At 65.2% G+C, this 23,800-nt stretch carries 24 protein-coding genes and 1 pseudogene; 22 read left to right on the top strand and 3 right to left on the bottom strand.

Features of this window, described 5'->3' with window-relative positions; genetic code table 11:
* Positions 1–45 precede the first annotated feature (45 nt).
* From DFO50_RS07470 to DFO50_RS07430, 9 genes are all read left to right on the top strand, one after another.
* Positions 46–1,095 carry a microcin C ABC transporter permease YejB gene (locus DFO50_RS07470; protein ID WP_199489769.1) on the top strand — a complete coding sequence of 350 codons (1,050 nt, stop codon included), beginning with the start codon at positions 46–48 and terminating at the stop codon, positions 1,093–1,095.
* Positions 1,096–1,101: 6 nt separating this feature from the next.
* Positions 1,102–2,157, top strand: a complete 1,056-nt coding sequence (locus DFO50_RS07465; protein WP_051528696.1) for a sensor domain-containing diguanylate cyclase — start codon at positions 1,102–1,104, stop codon at positions 2,155–2,157.
* Positions 2,154–3,191, top strand: a complete 1,038-nt coding sequence (locus DFO50_RS07460; protein ID WP_028498406.1) for an ABC transporter permease — start codon at positions 2,154–2,156, stop codon at positions 3,189–3,191. The genes DFO50_RS07465 and DFO50_RS07460 overlap by 4 nt, the downstream gene beginning before the upstream one ends.
* Complete coding sequence (locus tag DFO50_RS07455) at positions 3,188–4,780, top strand: ABC transporter ATP-binding protein (protein WP_028498405.1); 1,593 nt, start codon at positions 3,188–3,190, stop codon at positions 4,778–4,780. The genes DFO50_RS07460 and DFO50_RS07455 overlap by 4 nt, the downstream gene beginning before the upstream one ends.
* Before the next feature lie 110 nt (positions 4,781–4,890).
* Entirely contained in the window at positions 4,891–5,220 is a 330-nt protein-coding gene (trxA, locus tag DFO50_RS07450; protein WP_028498404.1) for a thioredoxin TrxA, read from the top strand.
* A 119-nt stretch (positions 5,221–5,339) separates the two neighbouring features.
* Positions 5,340–6,596, top strand: a complete 1,257-nt coding sequence (gene rho / locus DFO50_RS07445; RefSeq protein WP_028498403.1) for a transcription termination factor Rho — start codon at positions 5,340–5,342, stop codon at positions 6,594–6,596.
* A gap of 108 nt (positions 6,597–6,704) precedes the next feature.
* Positions 6,705–7,325, top strand: a complete 621-nt coding sequence (locus tag DFO50_RS07440; RefSeq protein WP_051528695.1) for a CoA pyrophosphatase — start codon at positions 6,705–6,707, stop codon at positions 7,323–7,325.
* A 92-nt stretch (positions 7,326–7,417) separates the two neighbouring features.
* On the top strand, positions 7,418–7,843 hold the full coding sequence (locus DFO50_RS07435; RefSeq protein ID WP_028498401.1) for an OsmC family protein: 426 nt from the start codon (positions 7,418–7,420) through the stop codon (positions 7,841–7,843).
* 101 nt (positions 7,844–7,944) lie between these two features.
* Positions 7,945–9,096 carry a M20 aminoacylase family protein gene (locus DFO50_RS07430; protein ID WP_028498400.1) on the top strand — a complete coding sequence of 384 codons (1,152 nt, stop codon included), beginning with the start codon at positions 7,945–7,947 and terminating at the stop codon, positions 9,094–9,096.
* Here DFO50_RS07430 and DFO50_RS07425 read toward each other — a convergent pair.
* Together DFO50_RS07425 and DFO50_RS07420 are read right to left on the bottom strand one after the other, a co-directional pair.
* Positions 9,090–9,848 carry a 2-keto-4-pentenoate hydratase gene (locus tag DFO50_RS07425; RefSeq protein WP_028498399.1) on the bottom strand — a complete coding sequence of 253 codons (759 nt, stop codon included), beginning with the start codon at positions 9,846–9,848 and terminating at the stop codon, positions 9,090–9,092. The two genes, DFO50_RS07430 and DFO50_RS07425, sit on opposite strands and share 7 nt — an antisense overlap.
* 69 nt (positions 9,849–9,917) lie before the next feature.
* On the bottom strand, positions 9,918–13,520 hold the full coding sequence (locus tag DFO50_RS07420) for a transporter substrate-binding domain-containing protein (RefSeq protein ID WP_158537416.1): 3,603 nt from the start codon (positions 13,518–13,520) through the stop codon (positions 9,918–9,920).
* A 459-nt stretch (positions 13,521–13,979) separates the two neighbouring features.
* On the opposite strand from DFO50_RS07420, the gene DFO50_RS07415 reads away from it, so the two are divergent.
* Both DFO50_RS07415 and nadC read left to right on the top strand, forming a co-directional pair.
* Positions 13,980–14,990, top strand: coding sequence for a nucleoid-associated protein (locus DFO50_RS07415; RefSeq protein ID WP_107888616.1), 1,011 nt, complete (start codon positions 13,980–13,982; stop codon positions 14,988–14,990).
* Positions 14,991–15,060: 70 nt separating this feature from the next.
* The gene (gene nadC / locus DFO50_RS07410) at positions 15,061–15,900 is read left to right on the top strand and encodes a carboxylating nicotinate-nucleotide diphosphorylase (RefSeq protein ID WP_107888615.1); all 840 of its coding nucleotides are present in this window, start codon (positions 15,061–15,063) and stop codon (positions 15,898–15,900) included.
* A gap of 161 nt (positions 15,901–16,061) precedes the next feature.
* Here nadC and DFO50_RS07405 read toward each other — a convergent pair whose 3' ends face one another.
* Positions 16,062–16,772 carry a S24 family peptidase gene (locus DFO50_RS07405; RefSeq protein ID WP_051528694.1) on the bottom strand — a complete coding sequence of 237 codons (711 nt, stop codon included), beginning with the start codon at positions 16,770–16,772 and terminating at the stop codon, positions 16,062–16,064.
* Positions 16,773–16,989: 217 nt separating this feature from the next.
* Between DFO50_RS07405 and DFO50_RS19505 the strand changes: the two are divergent.
* The 11 genes and pseudogenes from DFO50_RS19505 to DFO50_RS07350 form a co-directional block, all read left to right on the top strand.
* Positions 16,990–17,247 (top strand): annotated as a pseudogene (locus tag DFO50_RS19505) (transcriptional regulator); the annotation flags it as partial.
* A 134-nt stretch (positions 17,248–17,381) separates the two neighbouring features.
* Positions 17,382–19,517 carry a Mu transposase C-terminal domain-containing protein gene (locus DFO50_RS07395; RefSeq protein ID WP_112692273.1) on the top strand — a complete coding sequence of 712 codons (2,136 nt, stop codon included), beginning with the start codon at positions 17,382–17,384 and terminating at the stop codon, positions 19,515–19,517.
* 38 nt (positions 19,518–19,555) lie between these two features.
* A complete protein-coding gene (locus DFO50_RS07390) occupies positions 19,556–20,302 on the top strand; it encodes an AAA family ATPase (RefSeq protein WP_112692272.1) in 747 nt (248 codons plus the stop codon).
* Complete coding sequence (locus DFO50_RS07385) at positions 20,299–20,604, top strand: hypothetical protein (protein WP_112692271.1); 306 nt, start codon at positions 20,299–20,301, stop codon at positions 20,602–20,604. The genes DFO50_RS07390 and DFO50_RS07385 overlap by 4 nt, the downstream gene beginning before the upstream one ends.
* Positions 20,601–21,212 carry a DUF3164 family protein gene (locus DFO50_RS07380; protein WP_112692270.1) on the top strand — a complete coding sequence of 204 codons (612 nt, stop codon included), beginning with the start codon at positions 20,601–20,603 and terminating at the stop codon, positions 21,210–21,212. The genes DFO50_RS07385 and DFO50_RS07380 overlap by 4 nt, the downstream gene beginning before the upstream one ends.
* A 188-nt stretch (positions 21,213–21,400) precedes the next feature.
* On the top strand, positions 21,401–21,832 hold the full coding sequence (locus tag DFO50_RS07375; protein ID WP_036385411.1) for a Mor transcription activator family protein: 432 nt from the start codon (positions 21,401–21,403) through the stop codon (positions 21,830–21,832).
* A 93-nt stretch (positions 21,833–21,925) separates the two neighbouring features.
* Positions 21,926–22,333 carry a M15 family metallopeptidase gene (locus DFO50_RS07370; protein ID WP_028498391.1) on the top strand — a complete coding sequence of 136 codons (408 nt, stop codon included), beginning with the start codon at positions 21,926–21,928 and terminating at the stop codon, positions 22,331–22,333.
* Positions 22,333–22,572: a hypothetical protein gene (locus DFO50_RS07365; RefSeq protein WP_107888611.1), complete on the top strand. Its 240-nt coding sequence runs from the start codon at positions 22,333–22,335 to the stop codon at positions 22,570–22,572. Before DFO50_RS07370 ends, DFO50_RS07365 begins: the two co-directional genes overlap by 1 nt.
* 11 nt (positions 22,573–22,583) lie before the next feature.
* Positions 22,584–23,189 (top strand): hypothetical protein, encoded by a 606-nt coding sequence (locus DFO50_RS07360; protein WP_107888610.1) that lies wholly within the window; start codon positions 22,584–22,586, stop codon positions 23,187–23,189.
* A complete protein-coding gene (locus tag DFO50_RS07355; protein ID WP_107888609.1) occupies positions 23,186–23,416 on the top strand; it encodes a TraR/DksA C4-type zinc finger protein in 231 nt (76 codons plus the stop codon). Before DFO50_RS07360 ends, DFO50_RS07355 begins: the two co-directional genes overlap by 4 nt.
* Positions 23,392–23,616, top strand: coding sequence for a hypothetical protein (locus DFO50_RS07350; RefSeq protein WP_028498377.1), 225 nt, complete (start codon positions 23,392–23,394; stop codon positions 23,614–23,616). The genes DFO50_RS07355 and DFO50_RS07350 overlap by 25 nt, the downstream gene beginning before the upstream one ends.
* Positions 23,617–23,800 lie beyond the last annotated feature (184 nt).

The raw sequence follows: 23,800 nt of genomic DNA, 5'->3' as shown, positions 1-23,800 counted from the left end.
TTATTCTTGTGGCATCGCCCCGCCAGACCGGACCGACTGATGAACCTGTGGCGCTATATCGCCAAACGCCTGCTGCTGATGGTGCCGACCCTGTTCGGCATCCTGCTGGTCACCTTCATGGTGATCCAGTTCGTGCCGGGCGGCCCGGTCGAGCAACTGGCCCGCGAACTCCGTGGCGCGCAGGTCGGCGAGATGGTGACGACCAATACCGGCTTCTACCGCGCATCGGGCGGGCTGGATGCCGACCGGCTGGCCGAACTGAAAACGCTGTACGGTTTCGACAAACCGGCTTACCAGCGTTTTGGTGACATGATCTGGCGCTACCTGCATTTCGATCTTGGCGAGAGCTTCTATCATCACCAGTCGGTGGGGTCGCTGGTGGTGTCCAAGCTGCCGGTGTCGATGAGTCTCGGCCTGTGGACGTTCTTCCTGACCTATCTGATCTCGATTCCGCTTGGCATTCGCAAAGCCGTGCGCGATGGTTCCGCCTTCGATGTCGCCACCAGCACGCTGCTGCTGGTCGGCTATGCGATCCCCGGCTTCGTGCTTGGCGTGGCCCTGCTGGTACTGTTCGGCGGCGGCAGTTTCCTGGAAGTGTTTCCGCTGCGCGGACTGGTGTCCGACAACTGGAACGAGCTGGACTGGCCCGCGCGCATTGCCGACTATCTGTGGCACATGGTGCTGCCGGTGACGGCATCGGTGGTCGGCAGCCTGGCAGTGATGACGCTGCTGACCAAGAACACCTTTCTCGAGCAGATCCGCAGCCAGTATGTGCTGACCGCCCGGGCCAAGGGTGTCAGTGAAAACCGCATCCTGTACAAACACGTGTTCCGCAACGCGATGATCCCGCTGATTACCGGTTTTCCCTCCGCCTTTATCGGCGCTTTCTTTTCCGGCAGCCTGCTGATCGAGACGATCTTCTCGCTCGACGGACTCGGGCTGCTGTCCTACGACGCGGTGGTCAAGCGTGACTATCCGGTCGTGATGGGCACTCTGTACCTGTTTACGCTGATCGGGCTGGTGGCGAGGCTGCTGTCCGACCTGTGCTATGTCTGGGTCGACCCGCGCCTGCGCTTCGACTCTGTGGGCGGATAGGAGCCGATGATGGATCTGTCCTATGCGCAAATGCTGGAGAACGCCCAGCGCAACGAGGTGGTGCTGCGGCGATTCCAGGCGATCGAACTGGCACTGATCGGTGCCAGCGGCTTCGGCCAGTTTCTGGCCGGGATACGCGATCAGTTGCCGGCGCGCATGGCGCTGGAACAGGCATGGCTGCTGCTGGCCGACAGCCATGGCGAGGTGTCCGCCATCCTTGGCTACGACGAGGTCCTGCCGGACGGGCTGCTGCTCGAGCGGGAGCCGGCCCGGCTGGTCGAGCGCCTTGGTGAATTGCCGACCCGGGTGCGGCTCGGCAGTCCGGGCGAGGTGCTCGGCGAACTGGCGCTGGACTGGGCAGAATTGCCCGGCAGTGTGGCGCTGATGCCGCTGTGGCGCGACAGCACACTGATCGGGCTGGTGGTACTCGGCAGCCGCGACCCGGAGCGGTTTGCACCGGATCAGGCCACCGACTTCATTGAACGGTTCGCTGCCGTGACTGCGCTGTGTCTCGACAATGTGCTGAACCGCGAGCGGCTGAAGCAGCTCGGCCTGACCGATCCGCTGACCGGCCTCTACAACCGGCGCTATTTCGACCAGCGCATCGACGAGGAACTGGCGCGGGCGCGCCGGCATGGCGCGCCGATTTCCTGTCTGTTTCTCGATGCCGATCATTTCAAGCGCATCAACGATACCCACGGTCACGTCGCCGGCGACATCGTGCTGCGCACGCTGGCCAACCGCATGCGCGGTCAGTTGCGCGGCTGTGACGTGGCCGCGCGCTATGGTGGCGAAGAATTCGCAGTCCTGCTGCCGCAGACCGCGCTGGGTCAGGCTCGGCTGGTGGCCGACCGCATCCGCACCCAGATCGGCGGCGAGCCGGTCGTACTGCCGGACGGGCGGCGTGTGCCGCTGACCGTATCCATCGGCGTGTCGACCTGCGGCAATCAGCTGGCCGACAGCCCGATGCAGTTGCTGGCCCGCGCCGACGCGGCGCTGTACCGGGCCAAGGAAGCCGGTCGCAACTGCATCATGTCCGTCGAAAGCGGAGCGCAGGCATGACCGAAGCCGCCGCGCTGCCGCCCCGCGCCCGGGCCTGGCGCCGTTTCCGCGCACACCGGCGCGGTTATGTGAGCCTGATCCTGTTCACGCTGCTGTTTGTGCTGAGCCTGTTCGCCGACGTGCTGTGCAATGACAAGCCATTGCTGGTGCGCTATGACGGCCGGTACTACTTTCCGCTGCTGGTCGACTATCCGGAAACCGCTTTTGGCGGAGACTTTGTCACGCCACCCGACTATCACGACCCGTTCATCGTCGACAGGCTGAAGCGCGGTGGCAATTTCGCCGTGTATCCGCCGGTGCCGTACCGTTTCGACAGCATCAACTACTATGCGCGCGACCCGAACCCGGCGGCGCCGTCGCGCGAGAACTGGCTGGGAACCGATGACCGGGGACGCGACGTGCTGGCCCGGGTGGTCTACGGCTTCCGGCTGTCGGTGCTGTTCGCGCTGGCGCTGACGGTGGTCGGCAGCCTGGTCGGTGTGCTGGCCGGTGCGGTGCAGGGCTATTTCGGCGGCAAGACCGATCTGTTCCTGCAGCGCTTTATCGAGATATGGGGCTCGCTGCCCGAGCTGTACCTGCTGATCATTTTTGCGTCGCTGTTCACGCCGAGCCTGTCGCTGCTGCTGATCCTGCTGGCGCTGTTCGGCTGGATGGGACTGGCCGACTATGTGCGGGCCGAATTCCTGCGCAACCGGCAGATGGAATATGTGCTGGCGGCGCGCGCGCTCGGCCTCGGCAGCGCACAGATCATGTGGCGGCACGTGCTGCCGAATTCGATGACGCCGGTCATCACCTTCCTGCCGTTTCGCGTGTCCGGCGCCATTCTGGCGCTGACCTCGCTCGACTTTCTCGGCCTGGGGGTGCCATCGAGCACGGCCAGCCTTGGCGAACTGCTGGCCCAGGGCAAGGACAACCTGGATGCCTGGTGGATCGGTCTGTCGACCTTTCTGGTGCTGACCGGCACGCTGACATTGCTGATCTTTATCGGTGAAGGCCTGCGCGAAGCCTTCGACCCACGCCGGGAGGGACGATGAGCGATACGGTGCTGCTGCAGGTGGAAAACCTTGCCGTTCGCTACGATGGGCAGGCTGTGGTCGACGGAGTGACATTCGACATCCGTGCCGGCGAGAAACTTGCCCTGGTCGGCGAGTCCGGCTCCGGCAAGACCCAGGCTGCCAGTGCACTGCTGCGGCTGCATCCGGAAGCCACCCTGTCCGGCAGCGTGCGCTGGGCGGGGCGGGAGCTGACCACGTTGCCCGAGCGCGATATTGCCCGGCTGCGCGGGCACGATATCGCCATGATCTTCCAGGAGCCGATGACGGCGCTGAACCCGCTGTATCCCATCGGCAACCAGATTGCCGAGTCGCTGACCGTCCACCGCGGACTGAGCGGCCGGCAGGCGCGGGCGGAAGCGCTGGCGCTGCTGGGGCGGGTGCGCATTCCCGAGCCGGAAAAAAAGCTCGGGCGCTATCCGTTCGAGCTGTCCGGCGGTCAGCGTCAGCGGGCGATGATTGCCATGGCGCTGGCCTGTCGTCCGCAACTGCTGATTGCCGACGAGCCGACTACGGCGCTGGACGTGACCGTCCAGGCGCAGATCCTGTCGCTGCTCGACGAGCTGCAGCGCGAGTTCGGCATGGCGATCCTGTTCATTACCCATGATCTGAATCTGGTGCAGCGCTTTGCCGATCGCGTGGCCGTGATGCGCCATGGTGCGCTGGTTGAGAGCGGGCCGGTGGCGGACGTCTTTGCCCGGCCCCGGCACGAGTACACCCGGACGCTGCTGGCCAGCCGCCCCGAGCCGCTGGCACCGCAGGCGCCGTCGACCGAGCCCCCGCTGCTGGACGCGGAGGCGGTGCGGGTCGTTTTCTCCCGTCAGGCCGGCTGGTTCCGGCGTGAGGAAACGGTGGCGGTCGACGGGGTGTCCTGTTGCATTGCGCCGGGGCGCACACTGGGCCTGGTTGGCGAGTCCGGCTCCGGCAAGACCACCTTCGGGCTGGCGCTGCTGCGGCTGCTGCCGGCTACCGGCCGCGTGGTCTTCGCCGGGCAGTCGGTATTGGCTCTGGCGCCGCGTGCGCTGCGCAGCTTGCGGCGCGACGTGCAAATGGTGTTCCAGGACCCGTATTCCTCGCTGTCGCCACGGCTGACCGTTGGCGAGATCGTCGGTGAAGGACTGGCGCTGCACCGGACCGACCTGTCGGCATCGGCACGCCGGGCCCGGGTGGTGGAGATCCTGCGCGAAGTCGGGCTGGACGAGAAGGCCTGTGATCGCTATCCGCATGCGTTTTCCGGTGGGCAGCGCCAGCGCATAGCCATTGCCCGGGCGCTGGTGCTCGAGCCACGGCTGTTGCTGCTGGACGAGCCGACCAGCGCGCTGGACGTGTCGATCCAGCGCCAGGTGCTGGAGCTGCTGAAACGGCTGCAGCAGAAATACGGTCTTGCGTATCTGTTCATTTCGCACGATCTGGCGGTGATCCGCGCCATTGCCCATGATGTAGTGGTGCTGCGCAACGGACGGGTGGTCGAGGCCGGACCGACGCGGGAAGTGTTCGATGCACCACAGGCGTCGTACACCCGGGAATTGCTGCAGGCGGCGCTGGGTGTGGCGCCGGCACCCGCTTGCTAGTGTCATGACCGTGCAATGCAGCACGACACCCGGTCGCGTGCCTTGTCGGCGCAGGATGCGCTTGTTACTATCAATCGATACAGCCCACGCGCACCAACACGGAGAACACAATGAGCAGCGAACTGATCGTCCATGTCACCGACGCCTCTTTTGAAGAAGAAGTGTTGAAGGCACAAGGCCCGGTACTGGTCGACTACTGGGCCGAATGGTGTGGCCCTTGCAAAATGATCGCGCCGATTCTCGATGAAATTGCCAAGGAATACGACGGCAAGCTGAAAATCACCAAGCTGAACATCGACCAGAACGAAACCACGCCGCCGAAGTACGGCATCCGCGGCATCCCGACGCTGATGATTTTCAAGGACGGCAATGTGGTTGCCACCAAGGTCGGCGCTCTGGCCAAGAGCCAGCTGACCGCGTTTGTTGACAGCAACATCTAATCTGTCTAAGCTGAGTCAAGAAATCTCTCGGGCGGCGTCCAGGCCGCCCGAAACCGTACCGTTTCCCCTTCCTCCTTCCGCGTCACCCCCCACACGTTCCTCGCGTGCACTCACCCTTTATGCATCTTTCCGACCTTAAACATCAGCACGTCAGCCAACTCGTCGAGACGGCGGCTTCACTCGAAATCGAAGGCGCGAACCGCCTGCGCAAGCAGGATCTCATCTTTGCGCTTTTGAAAAACCAGGCCAAGAAAGGCGAAAGCATTTTTGGCGATGGCACGCTTGAAGTCCTGCCCGACGGCTTCGGTTTTCTGCGCTCCCCGGATACCTCGTATCTGGCCGGCCCGGATGATATCTATATCAGCCCGTCGCAGATCCGCCGCTTCAACCTTCATACCGGTGACACCATTGAGGGTGAAATCCGCATGCCGAAGGAAGGCGAGCGGTATTTCGCGCTGGTCAAGGTCGACCGCATCAACGGTGAGACCCCGGACAAGGCCAAGAACAAGATCCTGTTCGAAAACCTGACGCCGCTGCATCCGACCGAGCGGATGTCGCTGGAACGCGACATCAAGAGCGAAGAAAACATCACCGGTCGCGTCATCGACCTGGTCGCGCCGATCGGCCGTGGTCAGCGCAGCCTGCTGGTTGCTCCGCCGAAGTCCGGCAAGACCGTGATGCTGCAGCATATCGCCCATGCGATCGCCGCCAACCATCCGGACGTGATCCTGATCGTGCTGCTGATCGACGAACGGCCGGAAGAAGTGACGGAAATGACCCGGACGGTCAAGGGTGAAGTGGTGGCGTCGACCTTCGACGAACCGGCCACCCGCCACGTCCAGGTCGCCGAAATGGTTATCGAGAAGGCCAAGCGCCTGGTCGAGCACAAGAAGGACGTTGTGATCCTGCTCGACTCGATCACCCGTCTGGCCCGTGCCTACAACACCGTCGTGCCGAGTTCCGGCAAAGTGCTGACCGGTGGTGTGGACGCCAATGCGCTGCAACGCCCGAAGCGCATTCTCGGTGCGGCGCGCAACATCGAAGAGGGCGGTTCGCTGACCATCATCGGCACTACGCTGATCGATACCGGCAGCCGCATGGACGATGTGATCTACGAAGAATTCAAGGGCACCGGCAACTCGGAAATCCACCTGGACCGCCGCATGGCGGAAAAGCGGATCTTCCCGGCGATCAACATCAATCGCTCCGGCACCCGCCGCGAGGAATTGCTGCTGCCGCAGGACCAGCTCCAGCGCCTGTGGGTGCTGCGCAAGCTGCTGTACCCGATGGACGACATCGAGGCGATGGAGTTCATGCTCGACAAGCTCAAGAGCACCAAGACCAACCAGCAGTTCTTCGACTCGATGCGTCGCTGAACGCGTGGAACGGTTGCGGATGTGATAAAAACGCCGGGTGCCTGTCGCCCGGCGTTTTTTGCGCCGGCATGCGCAGGTCCCCGATTCGAGACCGACAATCCCGTGACGATGCCTCCCTCCCTGATTCTGCCTCCCGCGCTGCCGGACGCCGCGCGCTGGCTGTCCGACTGTCTTGCCCGCTTCGATCCAGGCCAGCAGGCCGGCGATATCCCCGATCGTCACCACGATGCCGACGCACGGCCTGCTGCGGTGCTGGTGCCGCTGGTCTGGCGTCCGGACGGGCCGGGTGTGCTGCTGACGCGGCGTACCGAGGGGCTGCGCCACCATGCCGGGCAGATCAGCTTCCCGGGCGGCAAACGCGAGCCCGGTGATGTCGATGCCGTCGCCTGCGCACTGCGCGAGGCGCAGGAAGAAATTGCGCTGGCGCCGCACCTGGTGCGACTGGTCGGCGAGCTGCCTCCGTATGTGACCATTACCGGCTTCTCCGTCACGCCGGTGGTCGGCCTGCTGCTGCCGCCGGCCGGGCTGGTGCCGCAGCCGGGCGAGGTGGCGGAGATCTTCGAGCTGCCGCTGGACAGGGTGCTGGATGTACGCCAGTACGAAAGGCATACCATCGAGCGCGACGGCCGTTTGCGCCACTACCTGTCGCTGAGCCACGGCGACCACTTTGTCTGGGGTGCCACCGCCGCCATGCTGCGCATTCTTGCCTGTGCCGTGACCGGTCGCTGACACTGCCGCTGGTCTATCGTCGTCTTGTCGCCTACAACGAGAGTGCGCGGCATTCCTGCCGCGCCTTCCATTCCCCCTTCAGGAGCGCTCTCATGCAGAAGACGGCATCGGCAAAATGGCATGGCAGCATCAAGGATGGCGCGGGTACGATCTCGACCCAGAGCGGCGTTTTGCAGGAGACGCCCTACGGATTCAAAAGCCGCTTCGAAGGCGGGCCCGGCACCAATCCCGAAGAACTGATCGGTGCTGCCCATGCCGGCTGCTTCTCGATGGCGCTGTCGCTGCAACTGGGCGATGCCGGCATGGTGGCGGACAGCATCGAGACCAGGGCTGCGGTGACGCTGGAGAAAGGGAACGGCGGTTTCACCATCACGGCCGTGCACCTGGACGTGGTGGCCCGTATCCCCGGCGGGGACCCGGAGGCTTTTGACCGCGCGGCCAATGCCGCGAAAGCCGGTTGTCCGGTCTCTAAACTGCTGAATGCGACCCTTACCCTGTCGGCGCGCCTGATCGGCTAGCGGATTTGTATCAGGACAAGTGGGGGGCGGGTCCGGATTGACACTGGCAATGCGGCTTGTCCACACTGATATGTACTACCGGTTTCCTGGCGAAGGCACGCATGACCCTCGACGCAGATCTGCTTGAACAGATGAAAACCTGGCGGCGCCTGATCCACCGCCATCCTGAACTGGCTTTTGACGAATACCGCACGGCGGGCCTGGTTGCGGAAAAGCTGGTTGAATTCGGGCTCGATGTCGAGCGCAACATCGCCGGGACCGGCGTGGTGGGTACCCTGCGCAATGGTGCCGGCCCGTCGATCGGGCTGCGTGCCGACATGGATGCGCTGCCGATCAGTGAAGAAAATACCTTCGATTACCGTTCTGCCCATCCGGGATGCATGCATGCCTGCGGGCATGACGGCCATACCGCCATGCTGCTGGGGGCGGCGGCGCATCTGGCCCGACATCGTGATTTCTGCGGTACGCTGCATTTCATTTTCCAGCCGGCGGAGGAAATGGCCGGCGGCGCGGGAGAGATGATCCGGGCCGGGCTGTTCGACCGTTTTCCATGCGATGCCGTCTATGCACTGCATAACTGGCCCGGGCTGAAGCTTGGTCATTTCGCCATCAATCCCGGGCCGATGATGGCGTCACTGGATACGTTCGAGATCATCGTCAGCGGCACGGGGGCCCATGCCGCGCAGCCGCACAAGGGCGTAGACAGCCTGCTGTGTGCAGCGACGATCGTGACCAGCCTGCAGAGCATCGTCAGCCGCAGCATCGATCCGCATGAGGCGCTGGTGGTGACCGTGACCCAGTTGCACGGTGGCGATGCGTGGAATGTGATCCCGGCCAGCACCGTCATTCGCGGCACCGTCCGCGCCATGCGTGAAGTGGACCGCCAGCTGGCGAAACGGCGGATTCGCGAAATTGCCGGCAATACTGCCGCCGCTTTCGGCGCCACGGCGGATGTGCGTCATATCGATGGCTATCCGCCGACGGTCAACACCTCGCGGGAGACCGATCTGGCCATTGCTGCCGCACGCCGGGTGGTGGGAGACGGGGCGGTCGAGTTCGACTGCGTGCCGTCGATGGCCTCCGAGGATTTCTCGCTGATGCTGCAGCGGCGCCCTGGCGCCTATATGTGGCTCGGGGTCGACGGGGACGCCCATGTCGCGCCGTTGCACAATCCGCATTACGACTTCAATGACCAGGCGCTGGGCTACGGCGCCGGGTTCTTTGTCGAAATGGCGCGCGGCACGCGCTACTGAGCGGATTCGAAACGTACGGTCAGCACCCCCAGCTCGCCAAAGCGGAGGGTGAGGGTCTCCGCGACCGGCAGCGTCACCACGCCGGCATAGGAACCGGTGATGACGGGCTGACCGGCCCGGACCGTCCGGCCGCGGCTGCGCAGGAACTCGACCAGCCAGTAAAGCGGCGCCTGTGGCAGGCCCGCGGGATGACGGGCGTCGAGTGCCAGCCGTGGTTTTCCGCCCCAGGCGACCTGCAGCGGAAAGGTCGCGGCACGACGGGCCAGGGTCATTCCGACGGCGGGACCGATAACCAGGCCTTCATTGCTCAGACCGTCAGCCAGCCGTTCCGGGAACGTCGTGTCTTCCGCCGGCAGGTAACGGCTGCCGACCCGTTCCAGCGCCAGGTGGATACTGCCGATGGCGGCATCCACTTCCGCTTCCCGGTAAGGAACGGAGCGCGCCGGCAGATCATGGGCCAGGACAAAGGCGAGTTCGGGTTCGACCTGCACGCTGTTGCCACGGACCGGGACCGGGCTGTCTGCGTGGCAGTCGCCGGCATGGATGGGGGCGGCAATCGGCTGTTCGGTGCCAGGCAGACCGCATTTCCAGCCACCAATGCGCTCGCCGAGCCGGGCGATGACCGCTTCCTGGATCTCCAGGGCGCTGTCGGCATCGGCCGGGCGGCAGTCCGGGGGCAACCGGGGACCGGGCTGGCCGCTGCGGCGGCGGTCGGAGAGCAGGCGGGCGGCAACGGAGAGGGAGTCGGACATGGTGCGGACGTGAGTGGTGATGGTTTTCTTTACGCCATTGCCGCCCGTTGCGCAATGGGCGGCAGGGCATCAGCCCTCCGCCCGGTCCAGCACCGAGAGCCGCTCCAGGATTTTTGCGTTCAGGGTGAGCACGACCTGCTGCAGTCGGGCAACCCCTTCGGTCATCGCCGGGTGTGAGCCGGACGCGCTCGCCTGTTCGACCGCTTCGCAGGCATCGATGAAAGCCGGATAGTCGATCAGCCGGGCAGGGCCCTTCAGTCGATGGCCCAGCTCGCCGAGCGCGCGGAAATCCTGTTGCCGCCATGCCTGCCCGATGCGGGCCAGGTCGGCATCGTTGCTGTCGCGCCACTGGGCCAGAAAGGTCCGTTCGGCATGCCGGTTGCCATGGAAGGTCTCGTCGAGCCGGTCCAGCGAGACGGCGTCGGCCGAAGGATGCGCTGGGTGGGCAGGCAACTGCTCCGAGATGATGTCCACCAGCATGTCGATGTCGACCGGTTTTGACAGGCAGATGGTCATGCCGGCATCCGTCGCATCGCGCAGACTCTCGGGCTGGGTGTTGGCCGTCAGGCCGATAATGATCATGGCTGCGCGCCCCTGGCGTGCTTCGTCGGCCCGGATGGTGCGGGTCAGGGCCTCGCCGCTCAGGCGGGGCATGTAGCTGTCGGTTATCAGCAGGTCGAATTCGTCGGCGCGCCACCTGTCCAGCCCGTCCTGACCATCGATGGCCTCGACGACCCGGCACCCCAGATACTCCAGCTGGTTGCGGAGCACGATACGGTTTGCCGGGTGATCGTCAACGATCAGGACGCGCAGGCCGGAAAACCGCCCTTCCACCATCTGGCCGTCGTTCTGGTCCGGGCGCTCGGCCTGGACTGCCGGTCGTGGCGCGATATCGAGCCTGACCTGGAACGACACGGTGGTGCCCTTGCCCGGCGTGCTTGCCATGCTGATCTCGCCCCCCATCAGATCGATCAGCTGCTTGCAGATCGCCAGACCCAGTCCGGTGCCGCCACAATGGGCGCGGCTCGGCAACTGGACGAAGGGCTGGAACAGACCGGCCTGCTCGGCCGCATCGATGCCGACGCCGCTGTCGATGACACTGACGCTCAGCTGTACCTGGCCCGATCCCTGCGGCTGGAGGCTGCTGGAAAGCCTGATGCCGCCGGAATGGGTGAACTTGATCGCATTGGACATCAGGTTGGTGATGATCTGACGCAGCCGTACCGGATCGGCCATGACCCAGCAGGCCAGCGTCGGATCCGCATCGATGTCGAACGCCAGCCCCTTCTGGCGCGCCAGTCCGTGAAAGACCCGGGCCGTGCTGTCAACCAGCGTGCCGAGCTCGACCGGGCGTGGAGCCAGATCCAGCTTGCCGGCCTGTATCTTCGAAACATCGAGGATATCGTCCAGCAGTGCCATCAGCTGTCGGGCGGCATGGCAGGCGGTATCCAGCGTCTCGCGCAGCTTGTCCGGTGGTGGCGGCTGGCGCAGCGCAAGGTCAAGCAGGCCGATGATGGCGTTCATCGGTGTGCGGATCTCGTGGCTCATGGTCGACAGGAAGGTGGATTTGGCCCGGTCCGCACTTTCCGCCGCATCCTTGGCGACCTTCAGTTCCTTTGCCAGCCGGGCCCGTTCGGTAATGTCGAGCCAGCCGCCCAGCTGCCCGCGCTGACGGCCGTCGGCAGCATAGAACGGGGTCGTCCAGAACAGCAGGTCGATCTGCTGGCCAAACCGGGTGACCTGCACGTCCCGGAAAATGGGACGGTCTTCTTCCAGCGACTGGCGGTACAGCGCCATGATGAGGCGTACCGAGGCATCGTCGATGGTCAGGTCGGGCACTTCATCGAGGCGGCGTCCGACCAGCGCCGAGCCGGGGCGCTTGTTGAACGACAGGTACGAGCGGTTGCAGCTCAGCAGCTTGCCTTCCAGGTCGCGGACGACCACCGGCTGCGGGATGCTGTCGAGCAGGGTGGACTGGAAGGCGAGCTGGTCGCGCAATGTGCGCTCCGCGCTTTTCCGGCGGCGGACCTCCCGTTTCAGGGAGTGGCTCCACAGCAGGATCATCAGCAGGGCGGCAACGACGACCGCCGCCGCATAGAACAGCAGGTCGCTGTAGCGGTCCCAGCTCGATTCCGGATGCGGGCGGCTGGTCAGCCAGCGATGCCGCAGCGACTCAAGCTCGCTGGGCGACAGGCTGATGATGGCCTTGTTGACGATATCCAGCAGCTCCGGGTGGTGGGGAGCAATGCCGAGGCTGATCGGTCGCGGCAGATCGCCGGCGGTGCCGCTGATGACCAGGCGGTTGTGATGGAACTGGTTGAGACGGTAATTGGCGATGGAGATGCTGACGATGGCAGCATCCACCTTGCCGTTGGCCAGTTGCTCCAGTGCTTCCCTGGCCGAACTGGCCGGGTGGACGGTGACGCCCCGGTATTGCCGGCGCAGCGTGTCGTGGAGCGGATTCATCGTCATCACGGCAACGGTCTTGCCGGTCAGGGCGCCGATATTGCGCAGGTGCGCTTCGCCCTTGCGTGTAACGATGACCATCAGGTCGCTCAGGTAGGGAAGCGAGCGCAGTGGCAGGTGCTTGTCCGGTGGCATCTCGTACATCGAGGACAGCAACTGGGCCTTGCCCTGTGCCAGCGCTTCCCGCGCCCTGGCCTGGGTATCGTACAGCGTGCCGGTGAATTTCAGACCGGTGCGTTCGCCGATCAGGTTCATCACGTCGACCGACAGGCCGGCTGGCTGGCCATCCCTGCCGCGGAAGATGAAGGGTGGCATGTCACTGATGCCGGCGTAGCTGACGACCGGGTGCAGGCTGATCCAGTTCTTCTCCGCGGCCGACAGCTGTACCTTCGTGATCGGCTGCATGTGGTTGGCGAACGTCTCCCAGCGTGCGCGTGCTTCCACCTGGAATGTGGAGGGCAGGGCCATGAGCGCCTTGTTGACCATGTCCAGCAGTACGGGCTGGCGGTTGCTGACGGCAAAGGAAAAACCATCCTCGTCGAAAGCGGCGAAATTGGTAATTTTCAGGTTCAGCAATTGCAGCTGGTCAATATCGTAGTTGGAGACCGTCATGTTGCCGATATAGGCATCGGCGTCGCCAAAGGAAACGGCCTGCAATGCCTCGATAATTCCCCGGTAGGGCTGATGACGCCAGTCGGGATAGTATTTTTTCAACTGGCCGGGCTGTATGTGCTCACGGACGAAAGCGAGTGTGGGGGCGGTGTTTTCATCATGCCGGGCAAGTGCAGGGGATCGCTCGACGATAGCCAGCTTGTTGGGAATGTAATTGTGTGAATAAAGAATGTCTTGGTTTTCCTGGCGCATGTGTGCGGTGGTCACGACATCGATTTCGCCATTGCGCAGCGCGGCTTTCATTTGTGTCCGGGATGGATATGGCCGCCATTCTATATTCACTCCCAGTTCGCGCCCGACTGCTTCGAGGTAGTCGACGCTGATGCCCCGGTATCTGCCTTCAAAGTCGACCAGATCAAAGGGGGGCAGGTCGTTGGGCACCAGCCCGGCCACGATTTTCTGGCCGTGGCTGCTCAGCCAGGCCTGATCGGCCTGATTGAGCGCGACGGTGGCCCGGGCCGGGGAGGCATCGGCATGCGCCGCTTGCGGCGATGCCTCCCGGCTCTGGCCCAGGCCGGGGACAAGGAGTGCCATCAGCAGGATGGCGGTACGAATCAATCTGGATGGCTGCATATTTTGGCGGTGTGGTTCACTGATGCAGTCATGTATTCCCGCTGCTTTCGCGGGGGCGGGTATTTCAGGAAGAATCTTTGGCATGGTGCGACGGGCTGTGCAGCGACGCGATTGATTGATCATCCACGGCTGGAACGGGTTTTGCAATCCTGGCAAATTATGCATGCGTTTCTGTTTGCCGTGGGCGGTAATCTTGATTCGCTTGAGAGTTTATGTCATGAGGCTAATGGATAACCGCTATTTGAATTTCACGCGAAAACAGAATTCAAAAAAAACCGGTGCCAATATCCGGCCGGCGCCATCACTTTTCCTTCCCCGCGTGGTGGTGCCCGGCTCCTGTGGGCACGGTCGTGTTGTCAAGTGGCCTCGCGCTGGGAATAATTGCGCCTTGCAACGATCACACCAAGGAAGTACAGCAACATGGACGAACCCAGCGTAGAGCGATTGGCAGTGCATCGTGTCGGCAACCTGTCCCGCGGAGAGCGCCTGCAGCTGTCCGATCGGGCCACCGAGGTTGACGAGGCGGTGTCGGACCTGATTCTGGCGGGCTACCTGAAGGGGATCGTCTCCGACAAGCGCAAGTACCAGTTTTTTCACGAGTCCGATCTGAACCAGAACGAGCTCTATCATTTCACCCGTCAGTTCTTCCGTGGCGAGCTGGATTTCCTGGCCGTGTCACAGCGGATCGCCAGGCATCTGCAGGCGCATTCGCAGCATCCGAACATTCGCGAGGGGGATCTGCTGGTCATCCTGTTCAACGGCCTGCCTTATGGCGAAGACACCCAGCGTGGTCTGGGCGTGTTCAAGTCCGAGGTCCGTGACGATTTTCTGACCGTGATCGAGTCGGCCAATGTGTTCGATGTGTCGCATGCGTCGGGGATCAACCCGCGTCTGATCGACAAGGGGGCGCTGATTCTGGAAAACGGGCCGACGGTCTATGCCGTCGACCGGCTTGGCAACCAGACCAAGTTCTGGCTCGACGATTTCCTCAAGGCGCTGCGCGTGCCGGATACCGGCTCCAGCAGCAAGATGATGGTGGAAGTGCTTGACCAGCTGTCAGATGACATTGACGACCCGTCCGCACAGGCGCGCTTCAAGGACGAGGTGCTGACGCTGTGCCGTGAGGAAACCGATGTGTCGCCGCGTCAGGTGGCGGCCATGGCCGAGAAATTCGTGCCGCGCGAGCACGTCAGTCAGGCACTGGACAATGCGGCCGAGTCCTATGGCTTTGCGCTCGACCATGATGCCGGCCTGCCGGCGCAACGGGTGTTCAAGCGGCTGGAGCGGACGTGGAGCAAGGTCGGGGTCGGCCATGGCATCAGCGTGCTGCTGCCATCCGAGCTGAGCCTGCAGGGCGTGCGTTCCAGCGATGATGACGAGGGCGAACTCACGCTGACCCTGACGCTGCTGCGTCGCCCGCCGAACGAGTAGCATGCTGGCGGCGGGGCGCCGACGCGGCTAGACTCGGCCTCTTTCCGCCCTGTTTCCGGAGTCGCTTCCCATGCCCGTCCTGCCTGCCGCCCACCTGATTGCCCGTGATGTTGCCACTGCGCTGGCCGAGGATATCGGCGCGTGTGACTGGACGGCCAGTCTGGTTGCCGCCGACGCGCAGGGCCATGCCACGGTACTGGCCCGGGAACCGGCCGTTATCGCCGGCATCGCCTGGTTCACCGAGTGCTTCCGCCAGGTCGAGCCGGCCGTGCACATCGTGTGGCGGGTTGCCGATGGCGACCGCGTCGAATCCGGCGCGGTGCTGTGCGAGCTGGACGGGCCGGCCCGTGGCCTGCTCAGCGGAGAGCGCTGCGCACTGAACTTCCTGCAGTTGCTGTCGGCGACCGCGACCGCGACCCGCCGGCATGCCGACCTGGTTGCCGGCACCCGGGCCCGGGTCTATGACACGCGCAAGACCCTGCCGGGCCTGCGCCTGGCGCAGAAGTACGCCGTTTGCGTCGGAGGGGGCGAAAATCAGCGCATCGGCCTGTACGACGGTGTGCTGATCAAGGAAAACCACATTGCCGCTGCCGGCGGCATCCGCGAGGCACTGGCACTGGCAGCCGCCACGGTGCCGGCCACGGTGCCGGTGCAGATCGAGGTGGAAACGCTGGGTGAGCTCGAGCAGGCACTCGAAGCCGGGGCAACCCTGGTGCTGCTCGACAACTTCGATACCGACGGTCTGCGTGCCGCCGTGGCACTGACCGCAGGCCGTGCCCGGCTCGAAGCCAGCGGCAATGTCAACGCCGACACGCTGCGCGCCATCGCCGAAACCGGCGTCGACCGGATCTCCATCGGCAAGCTGACCAAGGACGTACAGGCCATCGACCTGTCGATGCGTTTCGCCTGATGTGGGCTGCTCACCTGTCTGTCACTCCCCGTCCATAGCGCCCGGATCTGTCCGGGCCTGTCGTGGCGCGGGTTGCGGCGGATCGGGGGCGGGCGGTGTCTGGCGCGGGCGGGGCGGTGCCGGCGCGGTTTTGACGCGCTGTGTGACACCGCCCGCATCGTTCAGGCGATCTGGCGTCCGAACCAGACCACGCGGCCGATGATGGAGAAATCGTCCGGCGGGTTGTGGCTGTCGACCGAAAACGGCTTGTAGGCCTCGTTGGCGCTGGAGATTTCCAGTGTGCCACCGGGTAGCCGCTGCACGCGCTTCACCACCAGATCCCCGTCGATGCGCAGCACGAACAGGCCGCTGGTTGCAGAGGTATCGCTGCGGTTGATCAGAATGACGTCCTTGTCATTCAGTACCCCCTCCATCGAATCCCCCTTGACCGAGATGACCGACAGGTCGTGCGGGTCCGCATGCAGGTAGTTGACGATCCAGTAGCGGCGGAACGCCATGGTGAACACCGGCTTCTCGCCGTCGCTCGCCGCACCGTGCCCGGCCGATGCCTGCAGATTGTAGCGGGGGACGAACACGAACTCGTCCAGATCGACCGGACTGCCCAGCGTGTCCAGGCACAGACACTGCTCGGCCTCGGGCAGGGGCGCCCCGCGCAGCATCGCGCCTTCACCGGTCAGCAGCCAGCCCGGATCGACATTGAACTGCGCGGCCATCGCCCGCAGCAGCGACGGCTTCGGCTCGCGCTTGCCATCCTCATACAGCTGCAGCGAACTGCGCGTCATCTGCAATTGTTGCGCGAAATCGTCGCGGGACATGTGTGCGACCTGATCGCGCACGACACGGATACGGTCGCCCAAAACAGGGAACTCCATTCGGGGTTTGCCGTAGGAACCCAGAATCGACTCTTTGGCGACGACACCCCGTTCGGGGTTTGCGTCAACCGCCTGATTCGAATAAGTATTCGCCATTTAAACCTCGATTAGTGTTGCCAACGACCCCGAAAAAAGACAGAAATATCTCAAAAGTGGTTGTTGTGTGTTTCTTCTGGGGTTAGCATGCGCTCATGAACTCACCCGAAAGGAGTCATCCATGAGTGCATCACACCCGCCAAAAAAGCCCGCCCACGACTGGCATCGGGCGGACATCGTCGCAGCCCTGCACAAGGAGGGCTGGTCATTGCGGGAGTTGTCCCGGCAGAGCGCATTGAGTGCGGGAACACTGAAAGCAGCGCTGGATCGCCCGTGGCCGAAGGCAGAACGCATCATTGCGACCGCGATCGGGGTTGCGCCGGAATCGATCTGGCCAAGCCGATACAAACGGCGACATTTTAAGCCAGTTTTGTCACGCATTTCTGAGAGAACTGAGGAAACTCATCAACTTGGCGCACCCGAAAGTGGGCTTTCGACCACGGTTGATGACGTTTGCAGACCGAAAAGTCCGAAAACAACCCCGATTGCATTCCCGGGCAAGGAGCCGCTGCCATGCCAGCGTGCCTGAAGTCGCCCGCCCCCCCGTCGCCGGTCAGCATCAAGACCCATTACAGCGCGGCGGAACTGGCGGCACTGAAACTGCCGGGACTGCCGGCAACCGAGCGCGGCAACCAGCTGCTCGCCAAGCGGGAAGGCTGGGCATCGCGCAAGCGCGCCGGCCGCGGCGGCGGACGGGAATATGCGCTGGATGCCTTGCCGATCGGGGCGCGTGACTGCCTGCGGGCCCGGGTTGCCCGCCAGTTGCTGGCGACGGGGCCGGTCGTGGCACCGGCGCCGGCATGGCAGGAACCGGCGCTGCGCGAACCGGTTTCGCTGACCGGCCGCCAGCAGGGCGTGGAAGCCGCGCGCATGGGCGTATTGACGGCCATCGAGCGGCTGATGGGCAGTTGCGGACTCAGCAAGGAGCGCGCCATGCAGCACCTGCTGGCCAGCGTGCAGACCGGGCAGGCCGACGCACTGACCGTGGCGATGCTGAAGCGGGCCTGCGACGAACGCGGTCGTCGCCATGGCGACGGGCTGCCCGGCATCCGCACGCTGAAGCGCTGGTTTGCCCGCCGCGAAGCCTGCCAACTGGCGCCGAAGGTGCGCCAGACCGACCTGTCGCTGCCGTGGTGGGCGCGGGATTTCCTCGGTCACTGGCAACAGCCGCAGAAACCGTCGGTCGAACTCGCCTACCGGCTGTTCGTCGCCGGGCAGCTGGCACAGGACCCGGAACGCGAACTGCCGAGCATCCATGTGGTACGCCGTTTTCTGAGAAAGCTGGGCACGGTCAGCCGCGAGGCCGGCCGGCTTGAAGCGCGTGAACTCAAGCGCCTGCAGCCGTTTGTCCGTCGTGACTTTGCTGATTTGCTGCCGAACGACGTGTGGAGTGCCGACGGTCACTGCTTCGATGCCGAGGTCCAGCATCCGTTGACCGGGCGACCGTTCCGGCCGGAAATCACCAGCATCATCGACATCGCCACCCGGCGGGTGGTCGGCTGGTCGATCGACCTGGCCGAGTCGGGGCTGGCCGTGCTGGACGCGTTGCGGATGGCGGTCGGCCAGGCCGGCACGCCGGCGATCTTCTACGTCGACAACGGCTCCGGCTACGTCAACGCGCTGATGAAGGACGAGGGTACCGGCCTGATGGGCCGGCTCGGCATCAGCATGAGCCACTCGGTCGCCTACAACTCGCAGGCCCGTGGCGTGATCGAACGGCTGCACCAGACGCTGTGGGTCAGCGCGGCCAAACAACTGCCGAGCTATATCGGCGCCGACATGGACCGGCAGGCGCGGCAGCGCCAGTTCCGCATCACCCGCGCCGCGGTTCGCCACGGTGGCCGGCTGCCGATGATGGGCTGGGACGATTTCCTGGCCTTCGCCGGCGAACGGGTCGCCGAGTACAACGCCCGCCCGCACGCCAGTCTGAAAAAGCGCAGCCCGGATGCGGTCTGGACCGGTTTCGAGCAGCGCGGCTGGCAGGCGCAGCGCGAGGACGATGCCACGCTGGAACGCCTGTTCCGCCCGCGGCTGGAGCGGACGGTGGACCGGGGCCAGGTGCGGCTGTTCAACAACGTCTATTTCAGCACCGCGCTGACCGAGCTGCATGGCGAGTCGGTACAGGTCGCCTACGACATCCATGAAGCCGAGCGGGTGTGGGTGTACCTGCCCGATGGCCGCTTTGTCTGCCATGCCGACTGGAATGCCAACCGGACCGCGTACTTCGCCCGGCCGGTGATCGAGCAGAAGCGTGCAGCGCGTGCCGAGGCCGCCCTGCGCCGGCTCGACGAGCGGCGCGATGCGGTCGAGGCCGAGCGTGACGGCAGGGCGGCACTGGCACCGGTCACGGCACCGGTACTGCCCGGGCTGGCCGGACGCGACATCGCCGGCGCCTTCGAGCGGCTCGATGCCATTGACGTGCCCGCCGTCGAGGCCGCGCCGCGCCGGCTTGCCCCCGCGCCGGCCGGCGACGACTTCAGCGTGCCGCCGACACCGGCCCTGCGCTATCGCGCCTGGCTGATGCTGGAGGCCCGCACCGCTGACGGTACGCCGCTGACGGCGCGGGAGGCCAGGTGGCTGGCCAGCTATGCCCGCAGCCATGAATTCAACGTGATGAAGCAGACCGGTCACAGCGACGCCACCGCGTAGCCGGCCCCCGGTACACCGAACAAGAAAGGACCGCGCCGATGAATCCCTGCGCACCGAACCGCATCGCCGCCATTTCCAGCCTCGACCTGGTCGCGGTGGTCATGGAAAAACTGCTGCACCGTCAGGACGGCCTGCCCGGGCTGGCGGTCTATTACGGCCCGTCCGGCTGGGGCAAGACCACGGCCACGCTGGCGGTGGCCAACCGCACCCGTGCCTATTACGTGCAACTGCGTTCCAGCTGGGCACGCAAGGATCTGCTGGAAAAAATCCTGCAGGAAATGGGCATCCGCCCGGTCGGCCGCACCACCCAGCTGCTGGACCAGATCTGCGAGCAGCTGGTCGCCAGCCGCCGCCCGCTGGTGCTGGACGAGTTCGACTATGCGGCGACCCGCGACGTGATGATCGAGCTGGTGCGCGACATCTACGAAGGCAGCCAGTCCAGCCTGCTGCTGGTCGGCGAGGAACGGCTGCCGCACAAGCTGAAGCGTCACGAGCGTTTCCATGGCCGGGTGCTGAGCTGGCTGCCGGCCGCCCCGGTCAGCCATGACGATGCGCGCCGGCTGGCCGACAGCTACTGCCCGGACATCCGCGTCGCCGATGACCTGCTGGCGCAGCTGGTCGCCCTGGCGCACGGCTCGGTGCGGCGGGTGTCGGTCAACCTGGTCAATGTGTACGACACGGCGCTGGTCGAGGGCTGGGACGAAGTCGACCGCGCGCTCTGGGGAGAACGACCGCTGTACACCGGTGACGCACCACGCCGGCGCGGGCGGGGGGAGGCCGGATGAGCACCCCGAACCGCATCCTCGACGCTGGCGTGACCGCACGGCTGGGCCGGCAGAACCGGGTACTGCGCCACCTGCGCACCCTCGGCGTGCCGGTGCTGGCCGCCGGCCTCGACGACGAACTGACCCTGGTTGTCGCCGCCGTCGACGGCCGGCGGCTGCGCCGGCAGGCCAGCTGCGTGACCCGCCGCCGTACTGGCATCGGCGAGCTGTTCAGCATCCATATCGACGGCTGCCGGGTGACCTGGCTGGAAACGCCCACCCCCGACGAACCGACAACGAACCGACAACGGAGCAAACCATGAATGCCATTCCGCACGGCTACAAGCAGGATGCCAAAGGCCGCCTGATCCCGCTGGAAGCCATCAAGCCGATCGACCTGGCCCGCGATGAACTGGTCGACGACATCGTCGAGCGGGCCCGCACCCTCAGCCAGGCCCTGGCTGCATTCAAGGCTGGCGTGTTCGCCGACATCGGCGCCTTTATCGAGCTGTCGGCCGAGCGCTACGACGCCCGCGTCGGCGGTGCCAAGGGCAATGTGTCGCTGGTCGGCTTCGACGGCCGCTACAAGGTCCAGCGTGCCGTCCAGGACACGCTGACCTTCGACGAGGGACTGCAGGCCGCCAAGGCGCTGATCGACGAGTGCGTCCACGAATGGACTGCCGGTGCGCGCAGCGAAATCCGCGCGCTGATCAACGACGCATTCAATGTCGACAAGGAAGGCAAGATCAGTACCGGCCGCATTCTCAGCCTGCGCCGGCTCGATATCCACGACGGCAAGTGGCAGCGCGCGATGGACGCGCTGAACGACTCGGTACGGGTGCAGTGCTCGCGCAGCTATATCCGCGTGTACGAACGCATCGGCGACAGCGACCAGTACCGGCCGATCCCGCTCGACATCGCCGGCGCGTGACAGGGTCACCATCGGCGAAGGCGATGAAATCACCCACCGGGTTAGCGCCGGCGTGACCGCCTAAGCTGCGCAGGACAATGAAACCGGTCATGCCCGGCCGGTTTCCTACTGCCCATATCAAAAGGAAAGCACATGACACGTCATCCGGCATCGGTGGCCGTCACCTGTCGGCCCGGGAGGCAACCGGCATGAAACTGGAACAAGTCGAATACCTGTTGCCGGAAATGGCCCGGCTGATCGCCACCCTGATCGGCCTGCCGCGCACGCTGAGCCTGATCGAGGCCTGGGGCGGGACCACCTTCCCGGTCAGCAAGAACAAGCGCCGCGACGGACAGATCCGCTACGACGCGCTGGCCGAAGTGGTCGGCGTCGAGGCGGCCGACATCCTGACCCGCCACTTCGGCGGCGAGGTGCTGGCGATTCCGCGCTGTGCGGCAGCCATGCGCGAAGTGCGCGACCGCATGATCCGCGCCGAGTTCGACGCGATGACGCGGGAACACGCCGCCCTGTTCGCCGCCAACCAGCTGGCACGCAAGTACCAGATGACCGAGCGCAACGTATGGCTGGTCCTGAAGAAAGCCGACCAGCTTGCCGACAGCACGCAGCCGGCCCTGTTCTAGCCTGCCGGCACCCGGCTTACTGAAGCCTGTCACCACGCCCCGCCCGGGGCGTTTTTTTATGCTGGTGCCGTTCCGTTTCCTGCGAATTTCATCATGGCAAGCCGCCGAATCGAAGACCTTCATCCCGACCTGCAGCCGTTGTGCACCGCCTTTCTGCGCCAGTGCCGTGCGGCCGGCATGGACCCGCTGATTACCTGCACGTACCGAGATGGCGCCGAGCAGGACGCGCTGTACGCGCAGGGCCGCACCCGGCCCGGTCCGCGCGTGACCAACGCCCGTGCCGGCCAGTCCGCACACAACTTCACCCTGGGCGGCAAGCCGGCCGCCCGTGCCTTCGACGTGGTGCCGCTGATCAACGGCAAGGCGATGTGGGATGCCGCGCATCCGCACTGGCAGCAGATGGGCCGCATCGGCGAGCAACTGGGCCTGAACTGGTACGGCAGGCCGACCGCCCGCTTCCGCGAGTTCCCGCACTTTGAACTGGCGAAGGGCGGGGCGTGATGCGCTGGTCCGAGCTGCTCACCCACGCCGACAGCGGCCGCCTGAGCCACACCAAACTGTGGGCGAACATCGCCAGCGCCTCGTCGACCGGCATGTTCATCTATCAGGGCATCCACGACACGCTGACGTCGGAAACCTGGCTGATCTACCTCGGCCTGGTCGGCGGCTATGCCGCCGCGCTGCGGCTGATCGCCGCCTGGCGCAGCCGGCCCCGGCCGCAGGACCCGCCAACGACCTGAAAGGACTGCCGATGTTCGACCTGAAACCCACCCCGCTGTCGCTTGCGCTGCGCGTCGGCGCGCTGCTGCTGCCGCTGGCCGTGGCCGGCTGGTTCGGCTTCGATGCCGGTCGCCGCCATGCTGCCAGTGACTGGCAGACCAGGCTGGCCAGCCTGGACGCCAGCCATGCCCGTGCGCTGCAGACCATGGCCGATGCCCGCGCCGCCGAACTGGGCGCAGCGCTGATCGAGCAGCAGCGCCTTGATGCGCTGGCGCAGCAGACCGGACGGGAACTGATTGCAACCCGCGCCCGGCTGGCCGACAGCCGGCGCGAACTGACCCGGAGAATCGACGATGCGACCCGTCATGATGGCGACCGCTTTACTGGCCTCGGCCCTGACAGCCTGCGCGTCTACCGCGCCACCCTCGGCTACCCCGAACGTGATCCGGCTGTGCCCGCAGCCGACGCCGGACATGCTGCACAAGCCGGTGCGGCCACCGGCGCCGACACCGGGCTACCGGCGGCCGACCTCCTTGAACACGCCGCCGACTACGGCCAGTGGTGCCGCCAGCTCGACGCCCAACTGAGCGCCTTCCTTCGCCTGCATGGCGAGCCGGGTGCGGAGACCCCCGAATGACTGATTACTACGACCGCGCCCAGGCGCTGGAGGCGCGGCAGCGCGAGGCGGCGCTGGCAGCGCATCGCGCAGGCCATGCCGGCGCCGGGCAGGACCACTGCGAGGACTGCGACGGCGAAATCCCGGTGCCACGCCGTGCCGCCGTGCCGGGCTGCACCCGCTGCGTCGCCTGCCAGGCCCGCCACGAACAACGGAGAAGCCGATGGCCGATGAACACAACGAACTGACCCGCGCGCTGGGGCGCATCGAAGGCAAGCTGGACATGATTGTCGCCAGTCAGGCCAGCCAGAACGAGCGTCTCGACGCCATGGACGAGCGCCTGCGCCATGTCGAGCAGCAGGCGGCCCGGGTCGGCGCCATCAGCGGCGGCATCGTCGCCATCGGCACCGCACTGGCCGTCGAAATGGTCCGCCGCGCAATCGGCTGAATACCGCATCCGGCAGGAAGAAAAGGGCTGTCCCCTCCAGGGGCAGCCCTTTTTGCTGCCCGTCGTTCGCGCCGACCCGGTCGTCAGCCTACTGAAGGCGCCCGGCTGCCGGCCACCCGGGGCCGGGCGGCACACTGCACGGCATGGCACATCGATATTTCTCCCTCGCCGCATCGACGGCGCA

Origin of the sequence: Microvirgula sp. AG722 (assembly GCF_003269145.1) — a bacterium.
GTDB lineage: Bacteria > Pseudomonadota > Gammaproteobacteria > Burkholderiales > Aquaspirillaceae > Microvirgula > Microvirgula aerodenitrificans.
Note: the sequence above shows the minus strand (reverse complement) of the source record. Positions and strands in the feature narration are given on the sequence as shown.

Bases quoted from the DNA above. Each gene is read 5' to 3' on its own strand.
- DFO50_RS07465 (WP_051528696.1), top strand. From the start codon at position 1,102: ATGATGGATCTGTCCTATGCGCAAATGCTGGAGAACGCCCAGCGCAAC.
- DFO50_RS07460 (WP_028498406.1), top strand. From the start codon at position 2,154: ATGACCGAAGCCGCCGCGCTGCCGCCCCGCGCCCGGGCCTGGCGCCGT.
- DFO50_RS07455 (WP_028498405.1), top strand. From the start codon at position 3,188: ATGAGCGATACGGTGCTGCTGCAGGTGGAAAACCTTGCCGTTCGCTAC.
- trxA (WP_028498404.1), top strand. From the start codon at position 4,891: ATGAGCAGCGAACTGATCGTCCATGTCACCGACGCCTCTTTTGAAGAA.
- rho (WP_028498403.1), top strand. From the start codon at position 5,340: ATGCATCTTTCCGACCTTAAACATCAGCACGTCAGCCAACTCGTCGAG.
- DFO50_RS07440 (WP_051528695.1), top strand. From the start codon at position 6,705: ATGCCTCCCTCCCTGATTCTGCCTCCCGCGCTGCCGGACGCCGCGCGC.
- DFO50_RS07435 (WP_028498401.1), top strand. From the start codon at position 7,418: ATGCAGAAGACGGCATCGGCAAAATGGCATGGCAGCATCAAGGATGGC.
- DFO50_RS07430 (WP_028498400.1), top strand. From the start codon at position 7,945: ATGACCCTCGACGCAGATCTGCTTGAACAGATGAAAACCTGGCGGCGC.
- DFO50_RS07425 (WP_028498399.1), bottom strand. From the start codon at position 9,848: ATGTCCGACTCCCTCTCCGTTGCCGCCCGCCTGCTCTCCGACCGCCGC.
- DFO50_RS07420 (WP_158537416.1), bottom strand. From the start codon at position 13,520: ATGGCACTCCTTGTCCCCGGCCTGGGCCAGAGCCGGGAGGCATCGCCG.
- DFO50_RS07415 (WP_107888616.1), top strand. From the start codon at position 13,980: ATGGACGAACCCAGCGTAGAGCGATTGGCAGTGCATCGTGTCGGCAAC.
- nadC (WP_107888615.1), top strand. From the start codon at position 15,061: ATGCCCGTCCTGCCTGCCGCCCACCTGATTGCCCGTGATGTTGCCACT.
- DFO50_RS07405 (WP_051528694.1), bottom strand. From the start codon at position 16,772: ATGGAGTTCCCTGTTTTGGGCGACCGTATCCGTGTCGTGCGCGATCAG.
- DFO50_RS07395 (WP_112692273.1), top strand. From the start codon at position 17,382: ATGCCAGCGTGCCTGAAGTCGCCCGCCCCCCCGTCGCCGGTCAGCATC.
- DFO50_RS07390 (WP_112692272.1), top strand. From the start codon at position 19,556: ATGAATCCCTGCGCACCGAACCGCATCGCCGCCATTTCCAGCCTCGAC.
- DFO50_RS07385 (WP_112692271.1), top strand. From the start codon at position 20,299: ATGAGCACCCCGAACCGCATCCTCGACGCTGGCGTGACCGCACGGCTG.
- DFO50_RS07380 (WP_112692270.1), top strand. From the start codon at position 20,601: ATGAATGCCATTCCGCACGGCTACAAGCAGGATGCCAAAGGCCGCCTG.
- DFO50_RS07375 (WP_036385411.1), top strand. From the start codon at position 21,401: ATGAAACTGGAACAAGTCGAATACCTGTTGCCGGAAATGGCCCGGCTG.
- DFO50_RS07370 (WP_028498391.1), top strand. From the start codon at position 21,926: ATGGCAAGCCGCCGAATCGAAGACCTTCATCCCGACCTGCAGCCGTTG.
- DFO50_RS07365 (WP_107888611.1), top strand. From the start codon at position 22,333: ATGCGCTGGTCCGAGCTGCTCACCCACGCCGACAGCGGCCGCCTGAGC.
- DFO50_RS07360 (WP_107888610.1), top strand. From the start codon at position 22,584: ATGTTCGACCTGAAACCCACCCCGCTGTCGCTTGCGCTGCGCGTCGGC.
- DFO50_RS07355 (WP_107888609.1), top strand. From the start codon at position 23,186: ATGACTGATTACTACGACCGCGCCCAGGCGCTGGAGGCGCGGCAGCGC.
- DFO50_RS07350 (WP_028498377.1), top strand. From the start codon at position 23,392: ATGGCCGATGAACACAACGAACTGACCCGCGCGCTGGGGCGCATCGAA.